Origin of the sequence: Streptomyces sp. NPDC102360, assembly GCF_044766085.1 — a bacterium.
In the GTDB taxonomy this organism is placed as follows: Bacteria; Actinomycetota; Actinomycetes; order Streptomycetales; family Streptomycetaceae; genus Streptomyces.
Map to the genome: position 1 here is coordinate 165,967 of NZ_JBIWLG010000013.1, position 18,585 is coordinate 184,551.

Consider the following 18,585-nt stretch of genomic DNA (forward strand, 5'->3'; position numbering starts at 1 on the left):
TGGCACATGCCACTTACGGCAACCACACATTCACGGGGTCAACGGGGAAATGATGAACAACACGCACGTCCTGTCCGTCCGCCGCGCCGCCACCGCGCTCGCCTGCGCCGCCGCTCTGGTGTCACTGACGGCCTGCAACAGCGGTTCGGACAAGGCCGCGGACGGCGACAGCAAGGCGTCGACCGCCGCCGACAAGCCGGCCAAGGCCGACGCCAAGCCGAACGGCGCCGACAAGCTCTCCGCCGTCGAGCTGCGCACCAAGGGCACGGAGACGAAGGCGGCCGCGGGCTCGGTGCACGAAGTCATGTCGCGCTCGGACGCCAAGTCCGATCTCCGGCTCTCCGCCACGGAGTGCGCCGGCACGGTCGACCTCAAGGACATGGGCTCCTTCGAGGTCATCCGCAAGGGCGACGACGTCTGGGGCAAGGTCGACTCCACGTTCTCCACCTGGGCCAAGAAGAACGGCGCCGGCACCATCAAGGCCGACCAGTGGATGCACGGTTCGCCGACCGCCGCGCTCACGAAGGTGTTCGCGAGCTACTGCCACGGCGAGCAGTTCGGCAAGCCGGAGAAGAACTCCCTCAGCCTCACGAAGGGCCCCGCCACCAAGGTGGCGGGTCAGCCCGCCGCCACGGCCGTCGCCAAGGGCTCGGACCCGAGCAAGCAGGCCACGTTCAGCGTCGCCACCACGGGCAAGCCCTACCTGCTGCAGCAGGAGAGCCCGTACAGCAACGGCACCGGCATGGCGACCATCACGTGGTCCGACTTCGGCACGGCTGTCGGCGCGAAGGCCCCGACCGGCAAGATCGTGAACGCCCCGAACATCTGACCCCCGCCCAGGGGTGCGCCCCGCCCAGGGGTGCGCCCCGCCCAGGGGTGCGCTCCGACCAGGGGTGCGCCCCGGCCAAGCGCCGGCCCCCGCGTCACCTTGAGCCGATCAGTCGGGCTCGCTCACATGTATCGCCCCCGTGGGGCACATGGCCGCTGCTTCGCGTACGGCGGTGTGGTGTGCGGAGGTTGGTTCGGGGGCCAGGAGGGTCACGATGCCGTCCTCGTCCCGCTGGTCGAAGACCTCCGGCGCGGACAGGACACAGGCACCGGCGCCGCAGCACTTGTCCTGGTCGACGTCGACATTGAGTTTCACAGTGCGTCTCCTCTACGCGTCACCCGCGTCACCAGCTGACGGGGACTTCGCTCAGGCCACCCACGAGGAGCCCCTCCGTCTTGCGCAGTTCGGCGGCGGGGACCTCGAGGCGCAGGGTGGGCACGCGGGCCAGCAGGACCTCAAGGACGACCTGGAGTTCGGTGCGGGCCAGCGCCTGGCCGAGGCAGGAGTGCGGCCCCACACCGAAGGTGAGGTGCGGATTGGGGGTGCGGGCGAGATTCATGGCGTCGGCACCGTCGAAGGCACGCTCGTCACGGTTGGCGGCCGGCATGCTGCACACGACCGTGCTGCCCGCCGGGACGACCTCTCCACCGATCTCGGCGTCCTCGCCGAGGTAACGGCGCAGCCCGAAGCCGAGGTTGCTGTCGAAGCGCAGGGACTCCTCGACGGCGGTGCGCACCAGCGACGGGTCCGCCAGCAGGCTCTCCCAGCGGCCGCGCTCGGCGAGCAGCAGGGAGACCATTTTGCCGATCGAGTTGGCGGTGGTCTCGTGGCCGGCGACGAGCAGGCCCATGCCGGTGGAGACGAGTTCCTCGTCGCTCAGTCCGCCGCCCTCGACCTCGCTTCCCCCACCGCCCGCCTCCTCGCTCTGCGTGATGAGGACACTGAGGAGGTCGTCGGCCGGCGCGGCACGCTTGGCGGCGATGTGCGCGGACATGTAGGCGACGAACTCCTCCTGGGCGGTGCGGATTTCGTCGGCGCTGTAGCGGGTGACGCTGAGGAAACTGTCGGACCAGCCGGAGAAGCGGTCCCGGTCCTCCGCGGGCACCCCGAGCAGGTCGCAGATGACGTAGACGGGGAACGGGAATCCGAGGCCGGCCCGCAGATCGGCGGGGGCGCCGTCGGCGAGCATGGCGTCCACGAGGCCTTCGGCGAGGCGCGTCATGGCGGGGCGCAGGGCGGTCATCCGCTTGACGGTGAAGTAGCGGCCCACCTGGCGACGCCAACGCTGGTGCGGTTCACCCCTGTTGGGGGTCGCGATGGCGGAGCTTCCGGTGGCTGCGGCTCCGCCCGCGCCCTCGGGCGCCATCCGGGCGGCGTTGTCCTGCTCGGTGGGGCGGACGAACCGGGAGTCGGAGAGCAGGCCCCGGACATCGTCGTACCTGGTCAGATAGACGGCCGTGTCACCGCTGGGCAGCGTGGCCTGGGCGACGGGGCACCGGGCGCGCAGCTCCTCCCATACGGCGGGCGGGTCGAGCGGGGTGTCACCGGACAGCGGGAGGCGGACGGGCGGTTGGGCGTAGGCGTGTTCGGCCTGGTCGGTCATGGTGCGTCTCCTCGTGGGGTGGAGGCGGCGGCTGGTGTCCACGGTGGCGAAAGGGCCGGCGCGGTGCACCGTTCAACAAAAGCGCATCATGCACCGTCTATGCATGATGCACTTCCTATGTATGGCGCACAAGCGTGCAGGATGCTTCAATCGCCTACCGGGTACGACGGGCGAACAGGCGGGGGCCGGGGTGGACGCACGACAGGCGGGCGGCCGTATCGAGCGCGAACTGCTGATCCTGAACCGGCACTTGGAGATGACCTCTCCGCGTCGCGTACGCCTCGACAACAACGCCCTCGACCGCAGCGCCTACGTCCTGCTCAGCCGCCTGGAGGCGCAGGGGCCGATGTCGGTCCCCGACCTGGTCGACGCCTTCGGGCTGACCCCCTCCACCCTCACCCGGCAGACCACGGCACTGCTGCGCGACGGTCTCGTGGAACGGACGCTGGATCCGGGAGGCAGCATCGCCCGGCAGTACCGGATCACCGACGAGGGGCGCACGCGGCTGCACACCGACCGGGAGGCCATCGCCACCGGGCTCACCGACGTCCTCGGCGACTGGCCCGAGGACCGGTTGCTGCGGTTCGTCGAGGACCTCGAGCGGTTCAACACCGACATCGAGGAACGTACGGGCCGGCCCTGGCCGCGCTGAGCCGGCGGACGCCGCCTTTCGGGGGCGCCCACCGACCCAGGCGGTGGGCCCGTGCCTACATCCAGGCGGTGGACCCGTCGCGGCGGACGGGCACCTTGCGGCCCCACGCGGCCCAGTCGTCGGCCACAAGTGCGTCCTCGTCGATCTCGATGCCCCAACCGGGGCGGTCGGGGCGCAGCTCCAGGTGGCCGTCCACCGGGAGGTACGGGTCGGGACACCAGGAAATGTCGTCGACCTGGTAGCCCGTGCCGTATTCGAGGATGCCGAAGTTCGTGGTGGCCGCCGCGAAGTGCACGTTCGCCGCGGTGGCCAGCGGGCCCATCGGGTTGTGCGGGGACACGGGCACGTAGTGCGCCTCGGCGATCGCGGCGATCTTCACCATCTGGGTCATCCCGCCGACCACGCAGATGTCGGGCTGCACAATGTCGGCCCCGCCGGCCGTGAGCAGCGCGAGGAACTCCTGTGTCGTGTAGAGGGATTCACCGGTCGCCAGTGGCACCCGCAGCTCCGAGCGGATCCGCCCCCACGAGGGCATGTGCTCGGGGCGGATCGGCTCCTCCAGGAACAGCGGCTGGTTGGGCGCGAGCGCTGCGCCCAACTCGACCGCCTGGTGCGGCTCCCAGAGACAGGCGTGGGCATCGAAGGCGAACTCCCAGTCCTCGGGGTGGTGTTGGCGGACGTCGCCGAAATAGTCACCGAGTTCGCGGACCACGAGACCGTATCGAGTGGTGTGCAGATCGCGGCGATAAGGACTGAGCTTGAATGCCGTGAAACCGAAGCGGTCGTTCACCTCGGCTGTTCTGTCGCGCAGTTGCGGTACATCCGGGGCGTTGTAGAGGCCGGCGTAGACCCGCACGCGGTCCCGGACCGCGCCGCCGAGCAGCTGGTACACCGGCACACCGAGTGCCTTGCCCGCGATGTCCCACAGGGCGTGGTCGATCGCGGCGATGGCGGCGGTCCCCAGGGCACCCTGGGGGAAGCGGGCCGACTGGTGCAGGAACTGGTTGACCGCGGTGGGTCGCAGCGGGTCCATGCCCTTGATCTGCTCGAAGAGGTAGTCGAGCAGCGGCGGGTAGGCGAGGTCGGGGCCGTGGTTGTAGACCTCGGACCAGCCGGACACACCGCTGTCGGTCATGATCTTCACCAGGACGCGGGGCCGGTCGCCGACCCGCTGGCGGAAGGTCTCCAGGGTTTCGATCTTCATGCCACGAGCTCCTCGTCGAGGGCGGGCACCAGTTCCCGCCAGGGCCGGACGGCTTCGGTCACCTCGGCGGCGCGGGCACGGGACAGTACGTGGCTGGGCGGACGTACCTCGCGCCCGCACAGGCCGAGTTGGTGCATGGCCTCCTTCACCACGGACACGTTGTCCGCCGAGTGGTCGCGGGCCCGCATCTCCTCGAAGGGGCGGATGCGGCGCCAGAGGTCCGCCGCCTCGTCGTAACGGCCCGCGCGCAGGGACGCGAGCAGTTGGAGGGGCACGGCCGGTGCGACATTGGCCAGGCCCGAGGTGAACGCACGGGCACCGGCCTGCCAGTAGGCGGACGCGTACGACTCCGCGAGACCCGCGATCCACAACAGGCCGTCGTTCCCGGCCTGTTCCCGGTTGGCGGCGAACACCACCGGGTCCGGCACCGAGTACTTGAGGCCGATGACGTTGGGAGCACGTTTCGTGAGGGCCGCGATGTGTGCGCCGGTGACGGCCGGGTTGCTGAGGTAGGGCAGGACACCGAGTTCCGGTACGGAGCCCGCAATCGCCGCGTTGTACTCGATCCAGCCCTCCGGCGACATGTAGGGCAGCACCGGCTGGTGGATCATGATGGCGTGCGCGCCGGCGTCCCGGGCGAAGCGGGCGTCCGCGCTTGCTGTCTGTACGTCGAAGCCGACACCGGCGACGAGCGTCGTGGCGGCCGGACACACCGAGGCGACGCTGGTCAGGACAGTGCGCCGTTCGGCCGGGGTGAGGGCGTAGAACTCCCCGGTGTTGCCGTTCGGGGTCAGGGCTGTGATGCCGCCCGCGACGAGCCTGGCGGACAGTGCGCGGGCGCGGTCGTGGTCGATCTCGCCGTCCGCGCCGTAGGGCACCACCGGAATCGCGATGACGGTGCTCAACCGCTCGATGAGATCGGCGGTGTTCAGTGTGTTCGGGGTGTTCAGGGTCGAGCTCGCGCTCATGAGGTGGTCCCCTTGGGGTCGGTGGCTGCCGCAAGGGCGCTCACGGGGGTGATGGGCTTGATGCGGACCCAGAACAGGTAGATGGCCGCACTGATCAGACAGCAGGCGGCGGAGCCCAGCAGCGGGCCGAGATAGGAGCCGTCACCGAAGGTCAGGAAGAGTCCGATGGCGATCGGGCTGATGAGATTGCCGACCTGGGAACCGAAGTGAGTGCGAGCCCGGAGACGATCGGGATCTTACGTGCCAGATTCGTCGACATCCCGGACGCCAGCATGCGGTCGGAGACGATGCCGCCGAGGACCGTGGAGCCGATGGCGATGAGGGGCGGGATGGCGCCGACCATCCCGAACTCGGCCTCGGTGAAGCCGCGATCGTCGAGCAGGTAGGTCGGATACCAGGTGAGGAAGAACGCGCCGGAGAGTGAGCGGAAGACGTATCCCGTCATCAGCGCCCACACCTGGTTGTTGCGCAGCAGCACGCGCCACGAACCGTTGGTGTTGGTGTTGGTGTTGGTGTTGGTGTTGGTGTTGGTGTCGGTGTCGGTGCCGGCGTTCTGCGCGGCCACCATCTCGCCCTGGTCGGACTGGATGTGCGCCAGCTCGGCGGCGGAGACACGTGGGTGCTTCTCAGGCTCGCGGTAGACCAGCTGCCAGCCGACGATCCACAGCAGGCCGGCGACACCGATCACGACGAAGGCCATGCGCCAGCCGCTGAGCGTGATCAGCGCGGTCACGATCGGGACGGAGAGCGCCGTGCCGATCTGCTGGCCCATGTCGAACAGGCTCGACGCGAAGGCGCGCTCCCGGCGGGGGAACCACCGGGAGACCACCTTGACGTTCGCCGGCTGCACCGGTGCCTCGCCGATGCCCAGGCCGAGCCGGAACACGACGACCGAGCCGACACCCTGGGCGAACGCGGTCAGAGCGGTCCAGATCGACCACCAGCCGACCGCGATCGGGTAGATCACCTTGGGGCCGAAGCGGTCCAGCAGCCAGCCGGACGGGAGTTGGAAGAGGGCGTACGTCCAGAAGAAGGCGGAGAGCAGGACTCCCTGCACCGCCGAACTGATGTGGAACTCCTTGGACATGAAGGGCATCGCGACGCTGATGGCGGCACGGTCGAGATAGGCGATGGTCAGCCCGAGGGCCGAGAATCCGACGATCGTCCAGCGCATACGGCTGCGCTCGCGAACGGGGCCTGTCCCGGCTGGGGCGGACGTGCGCACGTTAGACTGGGGCATCGTTGCTCCTAGTGGGTAACGGCGACGCTCCTCGCGGAGCGTGGATCTCTGAGGTGCGGCCCGGGATCTTGGCGGTGAACGGGTCGCACCTCGTCAAGCAGTCGTTCGGTCGAATCAGTGAGTGAGTGCCCCCTCCTGAATGTCGGCTCTGCTGAAGGTGCCGGGCCTGCTGAAAATGCCGGGTCTACTGAAGGTGCCGGGTCACGAATCCTTCGATGTGGCGGCGTACGAGGGTCCCTGCGTCATCGGCCTTCCCCGAGCGCACGCACTCGAGCACGGCCGCGTGTTCGCGGGACTCCTCCTGCCACGACGGCGAACGGGCCCAGGAGGACGCGGAGACCAGCGCCGTCTGCTCCCGGAGCCCGTCGAGCGAGCGGACGAGGAGCGGGTTGCCGCACCCGGCGTAGAGGCCGCGGTGAAAATCTCTGTTGGCGGTGGAGCGCGTCGAAGCGTCCTCGGCGAGCGCCGCCCGCTCCAACGCCTGTGCCGCTTCGGAGAAGTCGCTTCCGGCGATGACGCTGCGCCGTACCGCTTCCGGTTCCAGGAGCAGCCGCATGTCGTAGATCGCCAGCGCGTCCTGCTCGCTCAGCTCGCGCACCGTCGTACCCGCGAACGGTCGGATGACGACGAGACCCGAGCCCTCCAGCGCCTTCAACGCCTCGCGCACGGGCGTCTTCGACACACCGAACTCCCCCGCCAGCACGTTCTCCACGAGCGGGGCCCCCGGCTTGAACTCCCCGTTGAGGATCGCCGCCTTGATGGCCTCGAGCACGTGCGCGGTCCGCGACGGCAGGGCAACCGGACTGAAAGCAGGCAAGGTCGAGCCCCCAAATGGAATCTCATATGTCATATATGACTGGACCGTAGCCGCCGGGACCACCAAGGGCAATGGGTCTGCGGCAAGCATGGAGTTCGGCGCAACACCGACAGCTACAGTGGGGAAATGTTCAAATCCCGCAAAGTTCACAAAGAAGACGCCTGGGACGGCGTTGTCGTCGACAAGACCCGCAGGGCGACCGACGGTTCGAACGTCTACCACTACGTCGAGATCCGTCTCCAGGACGGCACGACGGTCAAAGTCCGCGTGGACAAGCCTCTGTGGGAGTCACTGACCAGTGGCGACCATCTCGTCAAGGAAGCCGGGGCCGCCGCCCCGGCCAAGGCGCCGCGCTAAGGCCCTAGACGTCCGCCCCGGGTTCGGTTGACGGTTCGAACAGCCGGCTGGATAAGCTCGTCAACAGTTGCGACAGGCTGTAGCGAGTGCGACAACCGTGTTCGGTGCGCGTGAAGGGCCCTCTGGGCTCGAACTCGAAGGGGGAACCTCGTGACCAACAGGTCGGGAAGCGGGTCGGGGCCGGGCGATCGGGAGATCGACGACTCGGAGCTGATGGACGTCGCGCGGGACCCGGAGCAGGCCGAGAGCCTCCACAAGGCGCTGCGCACGCTGGCCAGGAACCCCAACGTGAACGGCCCGTTGCAGGAAATGGCCCAAGGCATCCTCTCGGGACGTATGGGCATGACCGACGCCATCAAGGACGAGCGCTACATGGACGCGCTGGGTGACCGCATGACCGAGATCCGACAGGCCGCCGAGTCCCAGACCATGGAGGACCGCGAGGCCGAGCGCGGAAAGCGCGAGGAGTGGGAGCGCAAGCGGGACGAGCAGGAGCAGAAGGAGCGCGAGGAGCGCGACGGTCCTTCGACCAACCTGTTCACGGGGTCGAAGAAGCGGGGACAGGGCGGCCACCGGGGTTGAGTCCTTGTCAGTGCCTCTGGGTACGCTGGCACTGACATGAGGCGGACGCGAACCAGCGGCACAGTGGCGCCAGTTGGTGAAACGGGGGCGTAGTCATGGGTGACGGATTCAGGAGCAATCCGGAGACGCTGAAGAACGAGGGGCGGAGCTTCTCCGACATCGGCAGGGAGTTCTACCAGGCGACCGCCAGGCTGAGGAGCGGTCTGGCCGCGCAGGGCGACGGCGGGGGCGGCGGAGGCGAAGCTCCGAAGGACACGTCGTTCGCGAGCGTCGCCGGTGACGCCTGGAAAGGCATGACCACCTTCAGCGACAAGCAGGGCACGCCGCCCTGGGGGGACGACGAACTCGGCGAGAAGTTCGGCGTGGTCTACGAAGGCCTGCGGGACGGCATGACGGACTCGATGGACCACCTTGCCACGAAGCTCAACGAGATCGGCAAGGCGTTGGAGCGGATGGCGAAGAACCACGAGGAGAACGAGGACTTCAACGAGGCTCTGGTCAAGGAGCAGACGCCGGAGAACCAGTTCGGCGGCGAGGTCCATGTGCTGAAGTCCGTGAGCAAGTAACACGTCCTCCCAGCACCGCCCCTGACCCGCAGTCACCCCTTCACGCACAGGAGGAGTCCGTGTCACAGCCCGGCGCGCCGGAACCGGTACAGCCCGTCCCCTCCACCGCCGACGAGGCATTGGCCGCCGCTCGGTCCCGATTCGAGGTACTGGATCCGGCCGGGAACCCGGCACCGTTGCATGTGGCCGAGTTCGACATCGGCTTTCTCGTGCACGCCGTCATGCCCCCGCCGCCGCCCGGTACGCAGGCACCGTTGGGCGGCAGTCACATGGTGATCTCCAAGAGCGACGGCGCGGTCACCTACGTTCCCAACTTCCCGCCGGACTCGGCGATCGACCTCTACCGGAGCATGCGCCGCACCAACAACGGCTGAGTGCAACAGCACTGTGACACGGGAGAGTTGAGAGGCCCGAGGAGCCTTTGGGTAGGCTCTGGCATGAGCATGGGTCTGCGCCAACGGTGCGGCGGCAGGCGGGGCAGGTCGGTCCCACAGGGCCGGGACAACACGAAATGCATGGCGGACAACGGGGGTCTTCGTCGTGGCTTTGATGCTGCCGAACGGGCTTGAGTGGCTTCTTGAGATGTGCGGCTTCGACTGGCCCACAGGCGACGAAGACAAGATGATGGAGTGCGCCAACACCTGGCGCCAGTTCGCCGCCGATGTGACGGACCTCCAGTCCCGAGGCTTAACCGCCGCCGGCAACGTTCTCGCGGAGAACGCCGGGGACTCCATCGACGGCTTCAACAAGACCTGGGAGAAGTTCGCCGGTGGCTCCGGCTACTTCGACGACGCCCGCCAGGGCGCCGAGCTGATCGCCGTCTGCATGGACGCCGCGGCGATGCTCATCATCGGGCTGAAGATCGCGGTGATCGCCCAACTGGTCATCCTGGCGGTCGAGATCGCCGCGGCCCAGGCCGCCGCGCCCTTCACTCTGGGCCTGTCCGAGATCGGCGCGATGGGCGCGGCCGCCGCGACGCGCATGATCCTGCGCAAGCTCCTCAAGGAGATCGCCCAGCAGATCCTGCAAGCGGTGCTGGAGACCGCCAAGGAACCGTTCGTCTCCGCCCTCGAAGCCATGATCTCGGACGTGGTCGCCCAGACCGTCGAGCAGAACTTCGGCAAGCAGTCGGGCTACGACCTGGGCCGCACCGCCAAGACGGGTTACGAAGAGGGCAAGAGCGCCCTGGAGAACTCCGGCTCCACGTTCGGCGAGTCCCTGCGTGATGGGGCCGGGTCCCGGGCGGGGCACGGGGCGCGGCACGGGTTGAGCGGGGGTGATGGCGGGGGCGACAGCTCGGCGAGCTCCGACGGTGGCAGCTCGTCGGGCTCCAGCGATTCGTCGTCCGGAGGTTCGTCGTCGAGCAGTAACTCGTCGTCCGGTGACGGTAGTTCGTCCAGCAACTCTCCCGGCTCCGGCTCCAGCGATTCGCCTGGCTCGTCCGGTTCGACGTCGGGTGACTCCTCGAGCGGTTCCACCAGTTCCAGCAGTTCGCCGAGTTCGAGCGACGGGGACTCGGGGCGCAGGGCGCCGGACATCGGTGGGCCGTCGTCCTCGCCCTCCTCGACCCCGAGTACGTCGCCGAGCGGCGGGGCGGACGGGGCCGGCGGCCCGGGCTCGTCGGACACCTCGTCGTCCTCGCCCGCGCCGAGCCGTGGCTCCGATCCGCCGAGCCCGTTCGACGTGGGTACCCAGGCGTACCAGGACAGCATCGGTCAGCCGTCGGGCGGCGACTCGTCCACCCCCGGCTCGTCTCCGGACTCCGCTCCGGACTCGTCCACGCCGTCCGCCACGACGCCGGACGTCCAAGGCGGGCCGACCCCCGACACCACCCCCGACTCCGCCCGTCCGGACAGCGCCCCGGACGCCCCGACGAACACACCACCGGGCAACGAACCGTCCCTGTCCTCCGATCCCTCGCCCAGCGGGAGCACGGGCACCACACCAGATGTCAGCACCTCCCCGACTCCGGACACCACTCCGGACGGCGCGGCCCCGAGCCGCCCAGATGGCGCCGACGCCCCCAGCCCGGGCCAGGGCGCGTCGATCCCGGACCAGCACACCCCCGAGCCCGCGCCGACGCCGTCCACACCGCCCGACGCCGCACCGGCCCCGGCGCCGGACAACTCCAGCCCCGACCCCGGTACGCACCAGGTCGGCCCCGACTCGGTCAGCACCATGCCCGCGCACGCCCAGGGCCCCACACCGGGCGACTCCGGCGACGGCACCAACAACGACAACCAGAACCAGGGCACCGGCAGCGCCCGCATGCCGAGCGGCGCCATGCCCGGCAACGCCCCCACCTCCCACGCAAGCCCCGGCCAGGGCCACGCGCCGACACAGCCGGCGTCAACCCCGCACGACCCGGACGACGCCGAAGTCGGCCTCATGGGCGGCGCCGCCACTGCGACGCCCCCGGCCCCCGGTACGCAGACCTCCGACGGAGGCATCCCACAACAGGCGGCCCAGTCCTCCGCGGCGCCCTCGACGGCGACCCCGGGCGCCATGCCGCCACCGACGGCCGGCCCCATCCCGGCACAGGCGCCGGCCTCGGGCGGCCGCACGACGCCGTCGCGGGCAAGCACGCCCAGCGCCACGACGCCGCGTACGGACCAGCCGAGCTCCAGGCCCACGACGCCGTCCCGGGACACCGGCCAGAACGGCCCCGCATCGCCGCCGCGCCGCGAGACGCCGCGCACGGAGACCCCGAGCCGCCCGACCACACCGCCCCGCGGCGACCGCCCGACGAACCACCAGTCATCCCCCACGTCCACGCCGAACGACCAGGGGATGCCTGCCCAGAACAACCAACAGCCGGACAACCACCAGCCGAACACCCCACAGCCGGACGCCACCACCCAGACGCCCGACCAGAACCAGCACGAGCAGAACCAGCACGAGCAGCAGCCCACGGCCCCTCCGCCCCCGCCACAGGCGGACAACCTCTCGGACATCCGCAACGACCTGAACATCCCGCACGAGGGCCTGACCACACCCGACCCTGCCCACCAGCAGGACCTCGAGAACGCCCACCCGAGGAACCCCGACGGCACCCCGCAGGTGTTCGCGGACCCGCGGCAGGGCAACTGGGCCGGTCTCCAGAACGACGGCGGCCCTGGCGTCCCCGGCCGGTCCAACAACTGCGCCGACTGCACCCGTTCGTTCCTCGAGACATGGTTCGGCCGCCCCACCGTGTCCGCCCCGCGCACGTTGGACCAGAACGCGGACGGCAGCCTGAACACCTTCTCGGCGGAGCGCGACTCGGTCGACAACCAGACGCGTTGGGCCGGCGCACCCAGCACGTACGCGGGCAACGACCATCCGAGCCCGTACGCGCGAATAGCCCACGAGCTGTCGCAGGCCGGGCACGGTTCGGCGGCCGTGATCGGGGTCAACTGGCCCGGCGGTGGCGGCCACGCCTTCGCCGCGGTCAACCACAACGGCCAGGTCCTGTTCGTCGACGCACAGACGGGAGTCGTCAGCGAGAACCCGATCCACACAGGCGCCCAAGAGGTCTTCTACACCCCGCTGGACGCCAACCGGAACCCGATCACCCCGTACTTTCTGCCCTCGTCGACACCCGACCCGTCCACGGAGACCACCCCGGACACGAACAACACCCCGGACTCCGACTCGTCGACGAACCAGCCGACGTCCGACGCCCAGTCGCCCGAACCGTCCAACACCTCACCGTCGTCCGAGCCGTCGACGGCCCCGGAGACGACCTCACCGCAGAACGAGACCGGCTCCCAGGACTCTCAGGACTCCGACGACTCCCCGGACGACAACCAGCAGTCGGAGTCCGCGGAGCCGGTCCGCCCGGCCACCGACACCCGCCCCTCTGGCCCGCCGGACGGCTACGACGACCCCACCGACGCCGACGACCGCGCCCAGCAGGAACGATTCCCGCGCAATGAGGACGGCTCGTTCCAGCAGGCCCCCGACCCGCGCGAAGGGTCGTGGCTCAACGACATCCGCGGCCAGAACCCCGACGACTCGGGCCGCGACGTCAACTGCCCTGACGGAGCACTGGCGTTCACCGACTCGTACGCGGGCAATCCCACGGTCGCCGCCCGCCGCAGCCCGAACGAGGACGGCTCCCCCGCAGGCACCCCGGAGCCGGGAGGCCGCGACCGTATCGAGAGCACCCTGGGCGCGGAGTTCAGCGACTTCGGCGACGGCCGCGACGCGTACAACAATCTGGAGACTTCCCTCCTCAACGAGGGCCACGGCTCACAGGCCGTGATCATCACCCAGAACGCCGACGGCCGCGCCCACGCCTGGAACGTGGTCAATCACAACGGCCAGATCGTCTACGCCGACCCGCAGACGGGCCAGAGCAGCACCACTCCGCTCCACAGCGGCAACAACGGCGTCTTCGCCATCCCCCTGGACGCCCACCGCCGCCCCCTCGACACCACCAACCAGCCTGCCGCTCAGAGCCAGGGACAGACCACCGGCCCCGCACCGCACAACCCCGCAGGTTCCACCTCTCCGTCCAACAGCCCCAGCGCGGAAGCCACTCGCGCGCAGCGCAACCAGAGCCTCCCCGACCCGGAGGCCCAGAGCCAGCAGCATGCGAACCTCCCTCCGGATCAATCACAGCAGGACCTCCGGGAGAAGCACCCGGTACGGCGCATCGATCTGGATCCGGTCCAGCAGCAGATGCGTGCCTGGGCCGAGCCCCGCGGCGACGCCCCCTCCCCCTTGCACGAATTGCTGCAGGAGTCCCAGGGCCGACGGCAGCAACATGTGGAGGCCGCGCAGCACATCCGCGACGCCAAGCAGTCGCTCGACGACGCGAAGAAGGAACTCGCCGCTGCCAAGAGGGCGTTGAAGAAGGCCGATCCGGCGGAGCGGCCGGCAGCCGAGCAGCGGCTGAACGACGCGAAGAACGCCGTGTCGGATGCGAAGAATGGGCACAAGGAGTCGCTCCAGGCGCACCGGGACAACGTCTCGATGCCGGCGACCAACTTCACCGACAGCGATCTGCGCCGTCACCTCGACCCGGCGTGGTCGCGGATGAACGACGGCGACCGGTACGCCGCGCTGGCGACCTTGGCCCGGATGAGCCACTCCTTCCACGCCAACAACGCGGTGGGCGCGAGCCCGGAGCCCGCCCCGAACAATGACCCATACGCCGACGCCCCGCCCAAGAAGCGCCAGAGGACGGACCCGGCCCACGACCATCACGAGTCCGTGGCCTCCACCCGAAGGGAGGCCACGGCTCGCCCCAAGGACAACGTCCCGCAGGATCTCAGGGATCTGTTGGAGGAGACGGAGCGCAACTCGCCGGACTTCTCCGACAAGAACTACGCGGTGGTGGAGGTCGTCGACGAGCACGGCGAGAGCCACTACATCATCGACTCCTCGGTCCCGGCCGCAGGAGACGCCGTGCGACCACGGCACTCGGAGAGCCACATCCTGGAGTCGATCGAGCAACTCAACAACGGCAGGGCAGCCGAGGGACGTCCCCAGTACCGGGTGGCCGGCCTGTACACCGAGCGGGAACCCTGTGGTCTGCGCACCGGCAATTCCGGTCACGCGGACTGCTCGCGGACGATCCGCAGCTCCGAGGCGATGAACGGGGTGCCCGTCTACTACAGCACCACCTACCGCGTCGATCCTCAACGCGACGGTCTGCTGGCACAGGAGCGCGCCACTCGGCAGGCCCAGGGGGAATCCGAGGCGGAGATCAAGAAGGCGTTGGACGGCTACAAGACGCCCAACCGCCGCCTCATGGACCGGGAGATCCACCAGCACCTGGACTTCGTCGACAACCTCCTCGCGACGATGAACGACCAGGACCAGCCCCCTCCCGACACCACACCACCGCCTGCGGACCTGGCGGGCGCGGACCGCACCCCGCCCGCAGACCCAGCAGGCGCGGACCGCAGGCCTCCGGCGGATCCTGCCGGCAACGCCGAACCACCCAACAGTGAACAGCCTCCATCCGAGCCGCCTGCCGCGGGCGAGGGCGACGATGACCCCAGGCCCGGGCTCGTACGCCAGGACGACAACTTCGAGTCCGAGATGAACAGTCGAGGCCAACGCAAGTCGCACATCAACGCGGAAGGCGACCTGGTTCCCGCGAACCCGCACGGCACCGCGAGTGTCGTCGATCACGTAGTGGGCCGCGATCCTGCGAAATCGGACAGCCCTTACACCTCCTTGAGTTCGGAAGGTGCCAACGCGAAGGCATTCGGGTCGAATCGCATTCGCATTGATCTGGACCGGCTGGAGCAGGACATTGCTGCCGGCCGTGTCCAAGACGTCGAGGTCTACTCGCCCGAAAAGGTCCAGAGCAGCATCCAGGAGAACGCCGACAGGATCGCCGGCAGGCCTGTGGACCTGACCGTTCCGCCTGGGACCAGCAAGTCGCAGGCCCAGGAAATGGCCCGAACGCAAGGCCTGAGCAACGCAAAGGCCAAGAGGATCGCACAACGTATGATCGACATGATGAACACGCGACGTGACGAAGAATGGCTCATCAAGGGCGTCGTTCCAAGCAATTACATTGAGGGGCCGCTCGGTGGGTGACTTCGTGCAGGAAACAGGAGCCAACCGCTTCGAGGCACTGCTGGGCACGGACTTCAAGGGCCGGCCCACCAATGATCTTGAGGACGTGATCTACGAAGCCCTCGACGACCCCCGCCACCGGGAACGCGTGCCGGGACTCACCGCCCTCCTCCAGGATCCGACGGCCGACGACCGCGAGCGCTTCCTGTCCTGCGTCGCCCTGACCACCTGGGCCGAACCTGCCGGGTACACGGCCGTGATCGCAGCCACCCGAGACCCCAAACGGGCACCTTGGTACGACCTCCTCGTGGACCGCAAGTTCTCGGTGGACAACACCTTCGCCCAGTTGGCTCTCGCTGTGGGCGACAGTGATGTCCTGGCACGCGAGAAGGACACCTGGGATCAACGCACCGAGGCCTTCGGGCATTTGATCGGTATCGCGGACAGTGAGTACTTCGACGAGAAGCTCGGCGATCAACTGGATCCCCCCACCGCCGCAACCCTGCTTGTGTCGATTCGCACCGTAGTGGCGCGCGGAGTAACGGCCCTCACAGCACGGAATCCCGTGAGCTTCGACCTCGCCACGCAACTCGTGGACCTGGCCGCCTCCCTGTCCCCCGTAGACGCAGCCACCGCGATCTCATTGGCGACGGATGTGCTTGCGCAGGATCCACGTCCCCGCGCTCTCCTGCACGCGGTGTCCATCGTCCAGCGCTCGAACACCCCGGAAGCGCGCGCTTTCGCCGAGTATCTGGCAATGAGCGGAGACGACCGAGTACGGTCATCCGTCCAGGACGCACTCGGCACGCAATAGGAACCTTGAACTCGCAGTGGGGCTGCTACCCGCGGGCTGGGACCGCCCGTCGATGCCACACCTCAAGTGCCCCCGGTGAACCTGACAGCCGGGCGACCGGGCCTCGGGCGCGGCGCCGTCGCATTACCGTAATGGGATTCGGCAGCCGTGGCGACGAGAGGCGACATGACGGTGACATCGGTGGGCATGCCCGCAGAAGAAGTGCCCGGTCGGGTGGGCGCATGGTGGCGTGCCGGTGGGCGGGGTGGCAGCGCCGCGCATGTCGTCCCGCCGGACGGTGTCGATGCCGGGGCCGTCCTGCGCCGGGTGCACGAGGACGTACCAGGCAGTGTGTTGATCGACGTCACAGGGCTCAGCTCCGAACAAGTGATGCACGAGGCTCTGACCGCACTGGGGGTCGACCTGTCTCCCGGCAAGCGGGGATTCTGGCCGAACGCGATCGGCGCGTGGAGCGAGGAGCGGTTGCTCGTGCTCGTCAACACCCGCCGCGCCGGGCACACTCGGCGATCGCAGGAGCCGCGGCGCCTCCTGCGCGACACCGTCGGCCGCCTGGCCACACGGAAGTTGGCCGTGCTGACCGATGCCGGCGACCGGCTCCTCCCGCTGGGTCTGCGGCCCGAGAACCTCTTCCACCTGGCCGAACCCGCCACCGACGCACCGGCTCCCGAGCTTCCGACTGCCCTGCGTGCACTCGCCCTGGCAGAGCCGCGCACGGTGCCCGTGCCTGTGTGGGTACAGCTCGTTGCCGCCCTGACCGGCGAAACCATGACCCCGGACGAACTCACCGGGCTGGCCCGGGAGCATTCGGATGTTCTCCGGATGGGTCCACTCGGGGTTTCCTTCGCCGACGAAGGCGTGGCCGAAGCGCTGCGACGCGCGGTCGCCGTCGAGCAAGTCACGGGCGTCAACGGGCACTTGGCCGACTGGCTGCTGCGTTCGTCCGCCGATTTCCGGCATCCCGAAGGATGGGCCAGGTCCGGCCCCGTCGGGCTGTACGCCGCCACCGGGCTCGCCATGCACGCCGTGCAGGCCGGGACGTACGAGGAACTTCTGCGCGACGGGCGCACGGTGGCCCACCTGCCGCAGACCGCGTTCATCGACGCGGCGCGCAGCCACAGCAGCGGCATCCCCGGCAACAGTCCCGCGGCCGACGCACTTCACCTGTGGGGATGGGGCGTTGTGCCGAACCGTCAGCGCGAGTGGGCGTCCTGGCTGCATTTGATGTCCTGGTCGCGCGACGATTTCGCGTTCGCGCAGGCCGTGGCCTCGTCCGGTGTCGCGCTTCCCTGGCGTACGAAGTGGGCCCGCTGGCGGCCGCCGGGTGGGTGTCACGCACGTTTTCTCGAGGCGGGCCGGTTCTCCAGGCTGGCGGAGGTCCGCCGGCAGGGACGGCCCGCCATCGCCGGCTTGCAGAAGCGGATGGTCGGCAGGTCGCCGGAGCCGTACGTTTCCGTCCGGGACGCGGAGACGGGTGAGCTCCTCGCGGGCCCCTGGGAGGGTGATGAGATTCCGCAGGGACACCGTGCGGACCTGGCCCTGCCTCCCCCTGCGACGACGGCGCCGGGCGCCTCGGTGTCGCCGGACACGGAGCCTGCCGCTCCTCCCACCCGTCTCCTCGACCTGTTCGCGTCGTCGGCCCCGCGGCGCAGCGAGCGCGATTTCCTGATGCCGTGCGCGCCACTGGCCGTGGGCGACGTCGTCGTGTTCGGGGGCGAACTGGGGCTGGTCGCCGTCCAGTCGGCGGACGGCGTCGACCCTTCGGACACCTTCGGCCTTCGGCAGCAGCCGCTGTCCGGGGACTATTCGGCCCCCGACCCGAGCAGTCCCGTCGATGCCGCTCCGCCGAGCCACCGAGATCTGATCACCCTGTTCGGCGAGGACGAGATCTTCGAGGCCGAACCCGAGGAACTTCCCGATGAGTTGACCCATCAGCCGACACGCGACCTTCTCACCGGGTTCGGGCTGCCCGACATGACGGAGGGCGCCATGGCGCTCCTGCCGTACGGGGACGGGGACGTCGACCTGCTCGACGAGGTGGACTGGCCGGATGATGTCGAGGACCCGGCGGAGGAGGGGCCCTTCTTCCGGATCGGCAGGTGGATGGGCGGCGAGCTCGTCGTCGACGGGCCCACGGGCCGCGTCCTGCGCGTCCCGACCGACGACGACCCGGGCGGCCCGGACGAGAAGTATCTGACCGCGCTTCCCGCCGCCCGCGACCTGGAGACCTTCCTGACCATGGTCGCGCTCTTCGTCACGGGACTGCGTTCGCGAGACCTTGCGCCCGCGCTCGGCTCCGAGCGGGGACAGGTCACTCATTGGCTCCTGGAGGCACTGGCCAAGGTCGACGAGACGGGCGGCGGGCAGCCCGCCTGGGCGTACGTCATCGAGAACGAGTGACACGACGAGCGGCGGCAACAAGGGTGTCGGTGCACCA

15 protein-coding genes are annotated in these 18,585 nt (G+C 69.2%); 9 read left to right on the plus strand and 6 right to left on the minus strand.

What is annotated here, in order from left to right:
• Positions 1 to 52 precede the first annotated feature (52 nt).
• The gene (locus ACIRHA_RS36125) at positions 53 to 829 is read left to right on the plus strand and encodes a hypothetical protein (RefSeq protein ID WP_403854734.1); all 777 of its coding nucleotides are present in this window, start codon (positions 53 to 55) and stop codon (positions 827 to 829) included.
• Between the two features lie 108 nt (positions 830 to 937).
• On the opposite strand, the gene ACIRHA_RS36130 is transcribed toward ACIRHA_RS36125, so the two are convergent.
• Complete coding sequence (locus tag ACIRHA_RS36130) at positions 938 to 1,144, minus strand: ferredoxin (protein WP_403854737.1); 207 nt, start codon at positions 1,142 to 1,144, stop codon at positions 938 to 940.
• A 28-nt stretch (positions 1,145 to 1,172) separates the two neighbouring features.
• Positions 1,173 to 2,432: a cytochrome P450 gene (locus ACIRHA_RS36135; RefSeq protein ID WP_403854740.1), complete on the minus strand. Its 1,260-nt coding sequence runs from the start codon at positions 2,430 to 2,432 to the stop codon at positions 1,173 to 1,175.
• 190 nt (positions 2,433 to 2,622) lie between these two features.
• Here ACIRHA_RS36135 and ACIRHA_RS36140 point away from each other — a divergent pair, with 190 nt between their 5' ends.
• Positions 2,623 to 3,084: a MarR family winged helix-turn-helix transcriptional regulator gene (locus tag ACIRHA_RS36140; protein ID WP_403854743.1), complete on the plus strand. Its 462-nt coding sequence runs from the start codon at positions 2,623 to 2,625 to the stop codon at positions 3,082 to 3,084.
• Positions 3,085 to 3,139: 55 nt separating this feature from the next.
• Here the strand turns inward: ACIRHA_RS36140 and ACIRHA_RS36145 are convergent, their stop codons facing one another.
• The 4 genes from ACIRHA_RS36145 to ACIRHA_RS36160 form a co-directional block, all read right to left on the minus strand.
• A complete protein-coding gene (locus tag ACIRHA_RS36145; RefSeq protein WP_403854746.1) occupies positions 3,140 to 4,288 on the minus strand; it encodes a mandelate racemase/muconate lactonizing enzyme family protein in 1,149 nt (382 codons plus the stop codon).
• The gene (locus ACIRHA_RS36150) at positions 4,285 to 5,256 is read right to left on the minus strand and encodes a dihydrodipicolinate synthase family protein (protein WP_403854749.1); all 972 of its coding nucleotides are present in this window, start codon (positions 5,254 to 5,256) and stop codon (positions 4,285 to 4,287) included. The genes ACIRHA_RS36145 and ACIRHA_RS36150 overlap by 4 nt, the downstream gene beginning before the upstream one ends.
• A gap of 151 nt (positions 5,257 to 5,407) precedes the next feature.
• A complete protein-coding gene (locus tag ACIRHA_RS36155) occupies positions 5,408 to 6,430 on the minus strand; it encodes an MFS transporter (protein WP_403854752.1) in 1,023 nt (340 codons plus the stop codon).
• A gap of 250 nt (positions 6,431 to 6,680) precedes the next feature.
• Positions 6,681 to 7,268 carry a GntR family transcriptional regulator gene (locus ACIRHA_RS36160; protein WP_403854755.1) on the minus strand — a complete coding sequence of 196 codons (588 nt, stop codon included), beginning with the start codon at positions 7,266 to 7,268 and terminating at the stop codon, positions 6,681 to 6,683.
• 171 nt (positions 7,269 to 7,439) lie between these two features.
• Here ACIRHA_RS36160 and ACIRHA_RS36165 point away from each other — a divergent pair, with 171 nt between their 5' ends.
• The 7 genes from ACIRHA_RS36165 to ACIRHA_RS36195 all read left to right on the plus strand — a co-directional run bounded on the left by ACIRHA_RS36165 (position 7,440) and on the right by ACIRHA_RS36195 (position 18,548).
• Complete coding sequence (locus ACIRHA_RS36165; RefSeq protein WP_403854758.1) at positions 7,440 to 7,670, plus strand: hypothetical protein; 231 nt, start codon at positions 7,440 to 7,442, stop codon at positions 7,668 to 7,670.
• A 150-nt stretch (positions 7,671 to 7,820) separates the two neighbouring features.
• Positions 7,821 to 8,252 carry a hypothetical protein gene (locus ACIRHA_RS36170; RefSeq protein ID WP_403854761.1) on the plus strand — a complete coding sequence of 144 codons (432 nt, stop codon included), beginning with the start codon at positions 7,821 to 7,823 and terminating at the stop codon, positions 8,250 to 8,252.
• A 95-nt stretch (positions 8,253 to 8,347) separates the two neighbouring features.
• On the plus strand, positions 8,348 to 8,818 hold the full coding sequence (locus tag ACIRHA_RS36175) for a hypothetical protein (RefSeq protein ID WP_403854764.1): 471 nt from the start codon (positions 8,348 to 8,350) through the stop codon (positions 8,816 to 8,818).
• Positions 8,819 to 8,877: 59 nt separating this feature from the next.
• Positions 8,878 to 9,192 carry a hypothetical protein gene (locus tag ACIRHA_RS36180; protein WP_403854767.1) on the plus strand — a complete coding sequence of 105 codons (315 nt, stop codon included), beginning with the start codon at positions 8,878 to 8,880 and terminating at the stop codon, positions 9,190 to 9,192.
• 175 nt (positions 9,193 to 9,367) lie between these two features.
• The gene (locus ACIRHA_RS36185) at positions 9,368 to 15,358 is read left to right on the plus strand and encodes a toxin glutamine deamidase domain-containing protein (RefSeq protein ID WP_403854958.1); all 5,991 of its coding nucleotides are present in this window, start codon (positions 9,368 to 9,370) and stop codon (positions 15,356 to 15,358) included.
• Positions 15,351 to 16,151 (plus strand): hypothetical protein, encoded by an 801-nt coding sequence (locus ACIRHA_RS36190; RefSeq protein WP_403854770.1) that lies wholly within the window; start codon positions 15,351 to 15,353, stop codon positions 16,149 to 16,151. Before ACIRHA_RS36185 ends, ACIRHA_RS36190 begins: the two co-directional genes overlap by 8 nt.
• Before the next feature lie 165 nt (positions 16,152 to 16,316).
• Positions 16,317 to 18,548: an SUKH-4 family immunity protein gene (locus ACIRHA_RS36195; RefSeq protein ID WP_403854773.1), complete on the plus strand. Its 2,232-nt coding sequence runs from the start codon at positions 16,317 to 16,319 to the stop codon at positions 18,546 to 18,548.
• The last annotated feature ends 37 nt before the right edge of the window (positions 18,549 to 18,585 follow it).

Bases quoted from the DNA above. Each gene is read 5' to 3' on its own strand.
- ACIRHA_RS36155 (WP_403854752.1), bottom strand. From the start codon at position 6,430: ATGCGCTGGACGATCGTCGGATTCTCGGCCCTCGGGCTGACCATCGCC.
- ACIRHA_RS36175 (WP_403854764.1), top strand. From the start codon at position 8,348: ATGGGTGACGGATTCAGGAGCAATCCGGAGACGCTGAAGAACGAGGGG.
- ACIRHA_RS36165 (WP_403854758.1), top strand. From the start codon at position 7,440: ATGTTCAAATCCCGCAAAGTTCACAAAGAAGACGCCTGGGACGGCGTT.
- ACIRHA_RS36145 (WP_403854746.1), bottom strand. From the start codon at position 4,288: ATGAAGATCGAAACCCTGGAGACCTTCCGCCAGCGGGTCGGCGACCGG.
- ACIRHA_RS36150 (WP_403854749.1), bottom strand. From the start codon at position 5,256: ATGAGCGCGAGCTCGACCCTGAACACCCCGAACACACTGAACACCGCC.
- ACIRHA_RS36195 (WP_403854773.1), top strand. From the start codon at position 16,317: ATGACGGTGACATCGGTGGGCATGCCCGCAGAAGAAGTGCCCGGTCGG.
- ACIRHA_RS36185 (WP_403854958.1), top strand. From the start codon at position 9,368: ATGCTGCCGAACGGGCTTGAGTGGCTTCTTGAGATGTGCGGCTTCGAC.
- ACIRHA_RS36135 (WP_403854740.1), bottom strand. From the start codon at position 2,432: ATGACCGACCAGGCCGAACACGCCTACGCCCAACCGCCCGTCCGCCTC.
- ACIRHA_RS36125 (WP_403854734.1), top strand. From the start codon at position 53: ATGAACAACACGCACGTCCTGTCCGTCCGCCGCGCCGCCACCGCGCTC.